Raw genomic sequence first — 11674 nt, 5'->3', positions numbered from 1 at the left:
ATTCGGGCTCGGATCGCCAGTTGCTGCGCCGTGGTGTGCTGACGCACCAACGCCTCCAACTGGGTACGTTCTTTGTCGGTGAGGGAAACGGGAATCGGGGTGCAGCGTGGCATCGTGTCATCAACTCATCGGCGAAACTCAAGACAGATGAGTAGGATGCCATCGATCGCCCAGAAACAGTATTAGGACTTTCACTCTAGACCACTAGGAGAATCCAATCGCAACGAGAGCTTTGGAGCTTCACTAGTCCGAAACGGATCAAGAGCCGCGCACAAATACCCAGAATAACCCTACGGTATTCCTGTTGTAGCCTCTGGGCGCGGGGCGTATGCTTCCGCGCTTTTAGGCTCGCTAGGGTTCTTGATCGCTGATTTCTAAGCCTCTAGCCCAATTCTCCCTTTGCCCCGCTTCTTAGGTATGACTGAATACGCGCTCATCCTGGTCGGCACCGTGCTGGTCAACAACTTCGTGCTGGTCAAGTTCCTCGGGCTCTGCCCCTTCATGGGGGTCTCCAAGAAGCTCGAGACCGCGACCGGGATGGGGCTGGCGACGACCTTCGTGATGACGCTGTCCTCGGTCATCACCTGGGTCGTGAATCAGTATGTCCTGGAGCCGCTCGACATCGGCTATCTGCGCACCATCGCCTTCATCCTGGTGATCGCGGCCGTGGTGCAGTTCACCGAGACGGTGATGCACAAGACGAGTCCCATGCTCTATCAGCTGCTGGGCATTTTTCTGCCGCTGATCACGACCAACTGCGCCGTGCTGGGCGTGGCGCTGCTCAACCAGCAGGCGGCACACACGCTGGTCGAATCGGCGCTCTACGGCTTCGGCGCGGCGGTGGGCTTCTCGCTGGTGCTGACGCTCTTCGCCGCGATCCGCGAGCGCGTTGCGGTAGCCGACGTTCCCGAGCCGTTTCAGGGGAGTCCGGTTGCCCTCATCACGGCTGGGCTGATGTCGCTGGCCTTCATGGGCTTTGCCGGCTTGGTCGCCCGTTGAGGCCAGAGGCGTCATGCTAGCCGCCATTCTCGCCATCGCGGCGATCGCGACCTTCTTCGGGCTGCTGCTGGGCTATTCGGCCATCCGCTTCCGGGTGGAGGGCGACCCCATCGCCGATCAGATCGACAGCCTCCTGCCCCAGACGCAATGCGGGCAATGCGGACATCCGGGCTGCCGCCCCTACGCGGATGCCATCGCCAAGGGCGAGGACGACATCAACAAGTGCCTACCCGGCGGTGAGCCGCTCGTGCTGGCGCTCGCGGACCTGCTCGGCCGCGAGCCCGTCGCCATGGAGGTCAAGGAAAAGGTGCCGGTCGTCGCCGTGATCGATCCGAATGCCTGCATCGGCTGCACGCTCTGCCTGCAGAGCTGCCCCGTGGATGCCATCGTCGGGGCCGCCAAGCAGTTGCATGGGGTGCTGTCAGGGGAGTGCACGGGCTGCGAGCTCTGCCTGGCGCCCTGCCCGGTCCAATGCATCCACATGGTGCCCGTCGCCGAGGACATCCCGCGGTGGCGTTGGCCCTATCCGGGCGGGCATGCACAGGGCACCAAGCCTGTCACCCCGGACCAGAAGGCCGCATGAGGAAGATGACCGAGATGGCGATCCTTCAGCGCTTGTCCAGCAAACGCCGACTCTGGCGGTTCCATGGCGGCATCCATATTCCAGACGAGAAGGACCTCTCGAACGCCTGCGCGATCGAGCCGATACCACTTCCGGCGCGCCTGGTGATTCCTCTGCAACAGCACATCGGCGCGCCCGCGCGGGCGCTGATCGGCGTGGGGGAGCGCGTGCTCAAGGGACAGATGATCGCCGAGCCAGTCGGCTTCATCAGCGCACCCGTGCATGCCTCCAGCTCGGGCCTCGTGGTTGCGATCGAGCAGCACCCCGTTCCTCACCCCTCGGGCCTGTCCGCCCTCTGCGCGCTCATCGAGACCGACGGCGAGGACCGCTGGGCCGAGTTGCCCCCGCCACTGACGGACTATCCGCAGCTCGATCCCGGACTGATTCGCGAGCGCATTCGCTGGGCCGGCGTGGTGGGTATGGGCGGCGCCTCCTTCCCGACCAGCGTCAAGTTGAGCCCGGGCACGGACCGGGAGATCCAGACCCTGGTGATCAATGGGGCCGAATGCGAGCCCTACATCACCTGCGATGACCGCCTGATGCGCGAGCGCGCCGGGCACATCCTGGAGGGGGTGCGCATCATGCACCACCTCCTGGGCGTGAAGGAGGTCTTGATCGGCATCGAGGACAACAAACCCGAGGCGATCGAGGCGATGCGGCTGGCGCTCGCCGAGACGGACATGCACGCCTATACGGAGGTCGTCGCCATCCCGACCCTCTATCCGAGCGGCGGCGAGAAGCAGCTGATCCGCATCCTGACCGGCAAGGAGGTGCCGACCAACGGCATCCCGGCCCAGATCGGCATCGTCTGCCAGAATGTGGGCTCCGCCGCCGCCGTCGCGGATGCCGTGCTCGACGGGCGCCCGCTCATCTCCCGCGTCGTGACGGTCACCGGCCGCGCCATCGCCCACCCGCGCAATCTGGAGGTTCCCGTCGGCACCACGGCGGATCACCTCATCGCCCACTGCGGTGGCTATCGCGCGACCCCGCGCAAGCTGCTGTGTGGCGGCCCCATGATGGGGTTCGAGCTGAAACAGACGGAGACCCCCGTCACCAAGTCATCCAACTGCGTGCTGGCCCTGACCGCCGAAGAGAGCCCGAGCGCGGACGCCGCGCTCGCCTGCATCCGCTGCGGACGCTGTGCCGAGGTCTGTCCGGCGAAGCTCCTCCCGCAGCAACTCTATTGGCATGCCCGCTCGAAGGACCTGGACCGGATTCAGGACTACAACCTCTTCGATTGCATCGAGTGCGGCTGCTGCGCCCAGGTCTGCCCGAGCCATATCCCGCTCGTCCAGTATTACCGTTACGCCAAGACCGAGATCTGGGCGCGCGAGCAGGAGAAGCGCAAATCGGAGCTGGCCCGCGCGAGACACGCCGCGAAACAGGCACGCCTCGAGCGGCAGGAACAGGAGCGTCAGGCGCGGCTGCGGAAACAGAAGGCGGCGCTCGAGGCCAAGTCAGCGGGCGACGCGGACCCCAAGCAGGTCGCAATCGAGGCCGCGCGGCGGCGCGCCGCCGCCAAGAAGCCCGGCGCATCGGTGCAGAGGACGGACACGCCGAGAGACTGAGCGAGTGAGGGAGCGCCGCCCCGCGCCCTCCTGGTCGCGGCGGGGCGCCGCTCCCACCACTGCCAACTGACAACTGACAACTGATACCTCCGCCGAAAACGATGACCGACCCCATCAGCAACACCCATCCATGAAGCCCAGCGTCGTCTCCTCCCCCCATGTGCCCCGGGTGAACCGGGTCGACCGTCTCATGCTCCAGGTGCTGGTCGCACTGGTTCCCGGCATCGTGGCGATGATCTGGTTTTTCGGCTGGGGAGTCTTGATCAACATCACCCTGGCCGTCAGCTTCGCCGTCGCCGCCGAGGCGGCGATCATGCTCGCACGCCGGCGCCCGCCCATGGTGGCCATCGGAGACCTCAGCGCGGTCGTCACGGCGGTGCTCTTCGCCATCTCGGTCCCGCCGACCTTGCCCTGGTGGTTGACCCTGCTCGGCATGGTGTTCGCCATCGTACTGGTCAAGCAGCTCTATGGCGGGATGGGTTACAACCCCTTCAACCCGGCCATGGCCGCCTATGTCTTCCTGCTGATCTCCTACCCGGTGGCCATGACCACCTGGCTGGCCCCGAACATGCTCGCAGAGCACCATTTATCGTTCTTGGAGTCGCTGCGCATCATCCTCCAAGGCGCGCCGCCAACCGGCTTGGATTGGGACGCCATCTCCTCCGCCACGCCGCTGGACGAAATGCGTGGCAAGCTCGACATGGACATGACCATCGAGCAGATCCGCCAGAGCCCGCTCTGGGGCGCGTTCGGCGGGCGCGGTTGGGAATGGGTGGGGAACTGGTTTCTGCTCGGGGGCGTCTACTTGCTTTGGCGGCGGATCATCACCTGGCACATCCCGGTCTCCATGTTGCTCGGCCTCCTGGTCTGCGCCGGGATCTTCTGGAGCATCGAGCCCCAGACGCATCCCTTCCCGGCCTTTCATCTCTTCAGCGGCGCGGCGATCCTGGGTGCCTTCTTCATCGCGACCGACCCGGTGACGGCCTGTACCACCAAGAAGGGCCAGTTGGTGTTCGGAGCGACCATCGGGGTGCTGGTGTACGTGATCCGCAGCTGGGGCGGCTATCCGGATGCGGTCGCCTTCGCGGTGCTGCTCATGAACATCGCCGCCCCGACGATCGACTACTACACCCAGCCACGCGTCTTTGGGCACGGCGGCGAACGGGGTTGATAGAGAGAACGCGCTTGATAGAGAAAACGAGCCTGAAGAGAGAACGCGGATGAAGAACAGATCCATCTTGCTCGCCGGGCTCGTGCTCGGCGCCTTCGCCATCAGCGGCGTCTCGCTGGTCGCCATGACCCACGAAGCGGTGGATGCGCGCATCGCGGACAATCGGTATCAGGCCATGAAGCGCAAGTTGGAAACCATCCTGCCCGCCGGCCGCTCCGACAACGACCCCTTGAGCGACCGCATCCAAGTCCATGCACGCGAGCGCCTGGGCGCTGACAGCACCGCGGTGTATCGGGTGCGGAAGGCCCAGGAACCGGTCGCGGTCGTGCTGGAGCCCGTGGTTCCGGATGGCTACGCCGGCCCCATCAACCTCCTGGTCTCGGTGATGCGCGACGGCACGCTCGGCGGCGTACGCGTCGTCTCCCATCACGAAACCCCAGGGCTGGGCGACAAGATCGAGGAGCAGAAATCGGGCTGGATTCTCGGCTTCGAGGGCAAGTCGCTCGCGAACCCGCCCCTGGAGAAGTGGGCCGTCGAACGCGACGGCGGCGTGTTCGACCAGTTCACCGGGGCAACCATTACGCCACGCTCCGTCGTCAACGCGGTGAAGAACACGCTCATGTACGTGCAAGAGCAAGGTGATCAGCTGTTCGCCCCCAAGGCCACGAGCGCGCCCGCGGCCAAGCCGGAGGGGCAAGGCTGATGTCCGCGCCCCAAAGCTACGGCAGCATCCTCGGCGGCGGTCTCTGGAGCAACAACCAGATGCTGGTGGCCCTGCTCGGCCTCTGCCCCCTGCTCGCCACCACGACCTCCGCGACCAACGGGCTCGGCATGGGGCTCGCGACGACAGCCGTCGTGGTCTGCTCCAACGTCACCGTCTCCCTGGTCCGCAACCTGGTGCGACCCGAGATCCGTATTCCGGTCTTCGTACTGGTGATCGCCTCCTTCGTCACCCTGGTCGAGCTGATCATGCAGGCCTACTTCTACGAGATGTACCTGGTGCTGGGTCTCTTCATCTCACTCATCGTGGTCAACTGCATGATCATCGGGCGCGCCGAGGCCTTCGCCTCCAAGAACCGGGTGGATCGCGCGCTCCTGGACGGGCTCGCGGTCGGACTAGGGGCGACGCTGGTGCTGACCACGCTGGGCGCGCTGCGCGAATTCGTCGCCCAAGGCACTGTCTTCCATCAAGCCGACCTCTTGCTCGGCAAGGCCGGCCAGGCATTGACGATCAGTCTGGGGGACGACTACCAAGGTGCCCTCATCGCAATCCTGCCACCCGGCGCCTTCATTGGACTGGGGCTGATGATCGCCCTCAAGAACGTCATCGACAGCCTGTTCAAGCGCCTGAAGGCGGCGCCCAAACGCGCCTCGGCGGCGCATCCTCAAGCCACGGGGCCAACGCCGGCGCTGTGAATCAAGGTTCTGGCCTGAGGCTTTCGAGCGCGCGCTTCAGATCATCCGGTCGGACCGGCTTGCTCAGAAAGGCGTCCATGCCGGCTTCGAGACAGGCGCGCTTCTGCTCCTCCGAGGCGTTGGCGGTCAGCGCCAGGACCGGCAGGCGCAGGTCTGGCCGCTCGGCACGCAGCCGGCTCACGAAGCCGAAACCGTCGAGCTTCGGCATGTGCAGGTCGAGGATCGCGATCTGATAGTCGCCGCTCCGGGCCGCGGCGAGCGCGGCCTCGCCATCGCGAAAACGACGGTGCTCGACCCCGAAGCGGGACAAGAAACCCGTGACGACCTTGGCGGCGATCTCATTGTCCTCAGCCACCAGCACCCGAAGGCCAGCGAGCGTCGAGCGTGCCGCTCCCTCGACCTTCGAGCCGGCAACCGCCGAGTCTCCGCGCGCTCCAGCGGAGGGGCTCGGGGACTGGCCGAGGCTGGACAGGACCGCGCCGACCAAGGCATCGGCCAGCAGGGGTTTGGTGAGACACGCGACACCAGACGGACAGGCCTCGGGACGCCGCCCCGGATAGGTCAGGAGCAGACAGAGCAGACCATCGCCGAGGCGCGCGCGCAGCCGTTCCACACCGACCGAGAGATCATCCCCGGCCGGACGGTCCGCGAGCAGGGCCAGATCCGGACGCGGCGCATCCGGCGCCAGCGTCGCGAGCCCCGCAATCCCCGCCAGCGCCTGACAAGCCGCCCCTTCCCGCGCCAGGGAATCCCGAATCCAGGCGCGCTGACGCGCATTCGCCTCGACGACCAGGATGCTCAAACCGCGCAGCCTCCCGTCCGCCACAGGTCGCAACGCCGGGTCATCCTCCGCCAGCAGCGGCAGCCGCACGCGAAAGCAGCTTCCCACGCCCTCCTCACTCTCGACCTCGATGGACCCGCCCATGAGGACCGCCAGCTCGCGCGCGATGGTGGTCCCGAGCCCAGTACCACCGAAGCGGCGTGTCGTGGAATCGTCCGCCTGACGGAAGCTCTCGAAGAGGATCACGAGCTTCTCCCTCGGGATACCGATGCCGCTGTCGAGCACCTCCATGACGAGGTGCGGCCGCCGCAGCGTCCCCGCCGGCGGACTCAGGCTCAAACGCGCGCAGACCTCGCCCCGCTCGGTGAACTTGATCGCGTTGCCCAGCAGATTGAAGAGGATCTGGCGCACCCGCAGCGGATCGCCCTCGAGTCGAGACGGCACCTCTGGTTCGACGCGACAGATCAGCTCCAGCCCCTTCGCGAGGGCGCCCGCGGCGAGGATCTCGCAAACCTCCTGCGCGAGGGCATGGGGATCGAAGGGGATGCGCTCGAGTCCGACCCGGCCGGCTTCGATCTTCGAGAAGTCGAGGATGTCGCCGATCAAGGCATTGAGCACATTGGCCGAGTGCCCGATGGCGGCGACATAGTCGCGCTGCACCGCGTCCAACTGGGTATCCGCGAGCAGGTCTGTCATCCCGATGACGCCAGTGAGTGGCGTGCGCAGCTCATGCGTCATCACGGCGAGGAAATCCCCCTTGGCCTTGTTGGCGCGCTCCGCATCCAGGCGCGCCTGTTGGAGCTGGCGCAGCAGTGACGCCTGATACCAGGGCAGCAGCACCAGGAGCAGCAGGAAGAAGGCCGCCTCATAGGGGTGGTGGCGCCATTCGTCAAGCTGGATCAGGACGGCGTTGTAGGCGATCACGGCCACCACGGCGGCCAAGATCAGATGGTCACGGCCAAACCGCGTGCCGGACGAGATGAAGATGAGGATGTAGAGCAGATAGAAGGGACTGATGGCGTCCTGGGTGACGGAAATGGCCAGACTGACCACGATCACGTCCAGGCACAGCGCGACCGAGCGCCGGGCCGGCCAGTCCGGGCGCCGCCAGACGCTGGCGAGCAGCGCCAGGCTGAAGACCAGGTGCAACCCGAATACGGTCAGGAAATAGCCGAGGTCGATGCGGTAGTAGGAGGTCCAGGCGCCGAGCGCGATATAGAGACCGCCGAGCACGGAGGTCAGGATGCGCACCAGCGCCGACTGCAGCTCGGGGTCCGCGCGCAGCCGGCTGGCGCCCGCGTCACCCAGCGTCTCCAAGTCCTTCATTCGCCGCCCTCCGTGCATGCCTGGCGCGGTCCTCGACGCCCGTGACTCACCGCTTTGGGATCGGATCTTCGTGGTATATTAGGGGATCATTTCTCGCTAATGATCAGCGGGTCAAGTACCTGGCTGTCCAAGATAACGAAGAGAACGGGGAGAAGCTCATGTCCAAGAAACACCCAGTCGTCGCTGTTACCGGATCTTCCGGGGCAGGCACCACCACCGTCAAGCGCGCCTTCGAGCACATCTTTCATCGCGACAACATCAGCGCGGCCGTCATCGAGGGGGACAGCTTCCACCGCTATGACCGCGTCGAAATGAAGGCCGAGATGGCCAAATTCGCCCAGAAAGGTCAGGGGCTCAGCCATTTCGGGCCGGACGCCAACCGGTTCGACCTGCTCGAAGGGCTCTTCCGCGACTACGGCGAGAGCGGCACGGGCAAGAAACGCTACTACATCCACAGCGACGAGGAGGCCGCCGCGCACAACGCGCGACTCGGCACCGACCTCAATCCCGGTCAGTTCACGCCCTGGGAAGATATCCCGGGAGACACCGACCTGATCTTCTACGAAGGCCTGCACGGTCTGGTCGTCACCGAAGAGACCAACGTCTCCCAGCATGTGGACCTTGGCGTCGGCGTGGTGCCCATCGTGAACCTGGAGTGGATCCAGAAGATCCACCGCGACAACCTGGAGCGCGGCTACTCGGCCGAGGCCATTGTCGACACCATCATGCGCCGCATGCCGGACTACATCCGCTACATCACGCCGCAGTTCTCGCTGACGGACATCAACTTCCAGCGCGTGCCGACGGTCGACACCTCCAACCCCTTCATCGCCCGAGACATCCCGACCCCGGACGAGAGCTTCGTCATCATCCGCTTCAAGGATCCGCAGAAGCTGCAGATCGACTTCCCCTATCTGCTCTCCATGATCCACGACTCCTTCATGTCGCGGCGCAACAGCATGGTCGTGCCCGGCGGCAAGATGGGGATGGCGATGGAGATCATCCTGCAGCCGATCATCGAGCGCATGATGGAAGCACGCCGGGTCTGACACGCCCCAGTGTCCGGCTGAGAGGCCATGGACAGGATCGACAGGCACCGCGGGATCGGTCGTGAACCCGCGCCTGCCGCGAGATCCCGTTGATCCTGTCCAGACTTCAGTCGTCAGGTTTCAGTTGTCAGATCGCGGGATTCAGCCCGCGCAGGCTGAATCCAAGCCCTACGACCGCCCCATTCCAGCGCGCACGCAGCGCAGCACGCCGTAGTCGAAGCGACCATCCAGGGCATCGTAGATCGGCTTCAGGAACATCGAGGTCGCGTCGGAAAACTGCTCGAATGTCTGCTCGATGCGACGCAACGTCTCGGCATCCAGCTTGACGACCTCCTCGACACTCAACTCCTCCTCCTCGATGCAGCGCGAGAGGTGCGTGAGAACGGTCGTGCGCTTGAGCGACCGGCGCGCGGCGATGGCGTCCGGGTCCAACCCCTGTCGGAACAGATCCAGCGTCACCAGGATGGTATCCGTCAGACCGCCACTATCCAGCCGCGGGGCACTCGACTTCTCGGCGCGCGCCGCGGGGAGCGGCGGCAGATTCGCGGGCCGGCCATGCTCCTGCGCATGTTCAGCCAGGACACGCAGAAGACCCTCGCCGAAACGCTCCAGCTTCGCCTGACCCACGCCGCTGATGCGGCTCAGCTCGTCCAGATCGCGCGGCCGGTAGGCCAGTAGCTCCTGGATGGTCACGTCCGTGAAGATGACGTAAGCCGGGACGTTCTGCTCCTGAGCCAATCTCCGACGATGGCCTCGCAAGGCATCCCAGAGCGCCGCCGCCTCCGGATCCGTCGGAGCGGTGACGGTGCGGGCTCGGCTCGCCGCGGCGGAGGCCGCCTTGCGATCCGGGTCGCGGCGCAACCGGATGCCGCGCTCACCGCGCAGCAGGGGCCGACTTTGATCGGTCAGCCGCAGGGCGCCATGGCCCTCCATGTCCACCGCGATCAGGCCGGCCGCCACCAACTGACGGTAGACGGACTTCCATTGGTCGGCCGACAGCTCTTTACCGATTCCGTAGGTGCTGATGCTGTCATGTCCGAAGCGGCGGATGCGCTCCAGGTCCTTGCCCAACAGCACGTCGGTCAGATAGGCGCTGCCGAAGCGCTGGCCGGTGCGGTAGATGCAGGACAACGCCTTCTGCGCCGCGACTGTCCCGTCCCAGGTCTCGACCGGCTCCAGACAGGTATCGCAGTTGCCGCAGGGTTCGGCCAGCGTCTCGCCGAAGTAATTGAGCATCACCTGGCGGCGGCACTGCGTCGTCTCGCAATAGCCGAGCATGCCGTCGAGCTTGTGCATCTCGATGCGCTTGAAATGCTCGTTCGCCTCGGAGTCCTCGATGATGCGCCGGAGCATGACCACGTCGCCCAGGCCGTAGGCCATCCAGGCATCCGCCGGCAGGCCGTCGCGGCCGGCGCGACCGGTCTCCTGATAGTAGGACTCCAGACTCTTGGGCAGGTCGAGATGGGCCACGAAACGCACGTCCGGCTTGTCGATCCCCATGCCGAAGGCGATGGTCGCGACCATGACGACGCCCTCTTCGCGCAGGAAACGGGCCTGGTGCTCGCGCCGCATGTCGGCGGGCAAGCCGGCATGGTAAGGCAAGGCCGGGAAGCCCTGCCCTTGCAGATAGGTGGCCGTCTCGTCGACGCGACGCCGCGACAGACAATAGACGATGCCGGCGTCGCTCGGATGCTCGCGCTTGAGGAAGGCGAGCAGCTGCTGGCGCGGGTTGGCCTTTTCGACGATGCGGTAGCGGATATTCGGCCGATCGAAGCTGGAGACGAACTGCCTGGCCCCTTCGAGATGGAGCCGACTGACGATCTCGTTGCGGGTTGGGGCATCCGCGGTGGCCGTCAGCGCGATGCGCGGCACCTGCGGCCAGCGCCCGTGCAGCCGATCGAGCTGGATGTACTCGGGGCGGAAGTCATGACCCCATTGAGACACGCAGTGCGCCTCGTCGATGGCGAAGAGGGCGACCTGGATCCGATCCAATAGGGACAGAAAACGCTCGGTCAGCAGCCGCTCGGGGGCGACATAGACCAGATCCAGCTCGGCGGACAGCATGGCTTGCTCAACCGCCCAGGCCTGCCCCGAGGTCAGCGAGGAGTTCAGGAAGGCCGCCCGCACGCCGAGCTGCGTCAGCGCATCCACCTGGTCCTGCATGAGGGCGATCAGGGGCGAGACGACCACGGCCGTCCCAGGCCGCACCAGCGCCGGGATCTGGTAGCAGAGCGACTTGCCTCCGCCAGTCGGCATCAGCACCAGCACGTCGCCTCCACCGATCACCTGCTCGATGATGTCGGCTTGAGCGCCGCGAAAGGCGTCGTAGCCGAAGACACGGCTGAGGAGTTGCAGCGGAGTTTCGTCCATTCAGCGTCTCGAAAGTCAGCGTCTCGAATCGGCCCGAGCACCGCGTCCAAAAGGGTGGCCGCACCAGACAAGGGCACAGGATACCTGCATCGCCCGGGCGAGGCGTAGCTCAAACCCGGGCCGCTCGAACTCAGCGGGCAGCGCGTTGAGGCGCGCCTCTGTCGAGCGCCCCGTTCGCGCCCCTGATCTTCCAGCATCCAAGGCGTCAATAGTCAGCCCGCCGTCCAGCGCCGAGGCCAGCAGTGGCCTGGTCGCTTTGTCGCACTTACTGCAATCGCTCGGATTGTCGGGAAGCCTACAGGTCGCCGACGGGGTTTTCTCCAGCAAAAACAAATATTAGAAAAATGGCATAAGCTCTGCATCAAGACTCCC

9 protein-coding genes are annotated in these 11674 nt (G+C 65.4%); 7 read left to right on the top strand and 2 right to left on the bottom strand.

The window, feature by feature from the left end; translation table 11 throughout:
- The first annotated feature begins 417 nt into the window (after positions 1–417).
- The 6 genes from rsxA (at position 418) to CKO23_RS08900 (ending at position 5776) form a co-directional block, all read left to right on the top strand.
- On the top strand, positions 418–999 hold the full coding sequence (gene rsxA / locus CKO23_RS08925; protein WP_200330166.1) for an electron transport complex subunit RsxA: 582 nt from the start codon (positions 418–420) through the stop codon (positions 997–999).
- A gap of 13 nt (positions 1000–1012) precedes the next feature.
- Entirely contained in the window at positions 1013–1582 is a 570-nt protein-coding gene (gene rsxB, locus CKO23_RS08920) for an electron transport complex subunit RsxB (RefSeq protein WP_200330164.1), read from the top strand.
- Positions 1579–3189 carry an electron transport complex subunit RsxC gene (gene rsxC, locus CKO23_RS08915; protein WP_440870565.1) on the top strand — a complete coding sequence of 537 codons (1611 nt, stop codon included), beginning with the start codon at positions 1579–1581 and terminating at the stop codon, positions 3187–3189. The genes rsxB and rsxC overlap by 4 nt, the downstream gene beginning before the upstream one ends.
- Before the next feature lie 130 nt (positions 3190–3319).
- Positions 3320–4360, top strand: a complete 1041-nt coding sequence (gene rsxD / locus CKO23_RS08910; protein ID WP_200330162.1) for an electron transport complex subunit RsxD — start codon at positions 3320–3322, stop codon at positions 4358–4360.
- Between the two features lie 49 nt (positions 4361–4409).
- The gene (gene rsxG / locus CKO23_RS08905; RefSeq protein ID WP_200330160.1) at positions 4410–5063 is read left to right on the top strand and encodes an electron transport complex subunit RsxG; all 654 of its coding nucleotides are present in this window, start codon (positions 4410–4412) and stop codon (positions 5061–5063) included.
- Positions 5063–5776 (top strand): electron transport complex subunit E, encoded by a 714-nt coding sequence (locus tag CKO23_RS08900; RefSeq protein ID WP_200330158.1) that lies wholly within the window; start codon positions 5063–5065, stop codon positions 5774–5776. The genes rsxG and CKO23_RS08900 overlap by 1 nt, the downstream gene beginning before the upstream one ends.
- 1 nt (position 5777) lies before the next feature.
- Here CKO23_RS08900 and CKO23_RS08895 read toward each other — a convergent pair whose 3' ends face one another.
- Positions 5778–7883 (bottom strand): ATP-binding protein, encoded by a 2106-nt coding sequence (locus CKO23_RS08895; protein WP_242482314.1) that lies wholly within the window; start codon positions 7881–7883, stop codon positions 5778–5780.
- 158 nt (positions 7884–8041) lie between these two features.
- Here CKO23_RS08895 and CKO23_RS08890 point away from each other — a divergent pair, with 158 nt between their 5' ends.
- Positions 8042–8932 carry a phosphoribulokinase gene (locus CKO23_RS08890; protein ID WP_200330154.1) on the top strand — a complete coding sequence of 297 codons (891 nt, stop codon included), beginning with the start codon at positions 8042–8044 and terminating at the stop codon, positions 8930–8932.
- Between the two features lie 168 nt (positions 8933–9100).
- On the opposite strand, the gene recQ is transcribed toward CKO23_RS08890, so the two are convergent.
- Entirely contained in the window at positions 9101–11302 is a 2202-nt protein-coding gene (gene recQ, locus CKO23_RS08885) for a DNA helicase RecQ (RefSeq protein WP_200330152.1), read from the bottom strand.
- Between the last annotated feature and the right edge of the window lie 372 nt (positions 11303–11674).

The organism is Thiocystis violacea, from assembly GCF_016583565.1.
GTDB lineage: Bacteria > Pseudomonadota > Gammaproteobacteria > Chromatiales > Chromatiaceae > Thiorhodococcus > Thiorhodococcus violaceus_A.
The sequence above is the reverse complement of the archived record's forward strand: the minus strand, read 5'-3'. Positions and strand labels throughout refer to the sequence as shown.

Excerpts from the sequence above, each read along its gene's own strand:
- recQ (WP_200330152.1), bottom strand. The coding sequence starts at position 11,302 with ATGGACGAAACTCCGCTGCAACTCCTCAGCCGTGTCTTCGGCTACGAC.
- CKO23_RS08895 (WP_242482314.1), bottom strand. The coding sequence starts at position 7,883 with ATGAAGGACTTGGAGACGCTGGGTGACGCGGGCGCCAGCCGGCTGCGC.
- rsxD (WP_200330162.1), top strand. The coding sequence starts at position 3,320 with ATGAAGCCCAGCGTCGTCTCCTCCCCCCATGTGCCCCGGGTGAACCGG.
- rsxA (WP_200330166.1), top strand. The coding sequence starts at position 418 with ATGACTGAATACGCGCTCATCCTGGTCGGCACCGTGCTGGTCAACAAC.
- rsxC (WP_440870565.1), top strand. The coding sequence starts at position 1,579 with ATGAGGAAGATGACCGAGATGGCGATCCTTCAGCGCTTGTCCAGCAAA.
- rsxB (WP_200330164.1), top strand. The coding sequence starts at position 1,013 with ATGCTAGCCGCCATTCTCGCCATCGCGGCGATCGCGACCTTCTTCGGG.
- CKO23_RS08890 (WP_200330154.1), top strand. The coding sequence starts at position 8,042 with ATGTCCAAGAAACACCCAGTCGTCGCTGTTACCGGATCTTCCGGGGCA.
- CKO23_RS08900 (WP_200330158.1), top strand. The coding sequence starts at position 5,063 with ATGTCCGCGCCCCAAAGCTACGGCAGCATCCTCGGCGGCGGTCTCTGG.
- rsxG (WP_200330160.1), top strand. The coding sequence starts at position 4,410 with ATGAAGAACAGATCCATCTTGCTCGCCGGGCTCGTGCTCGGCGCCTTC.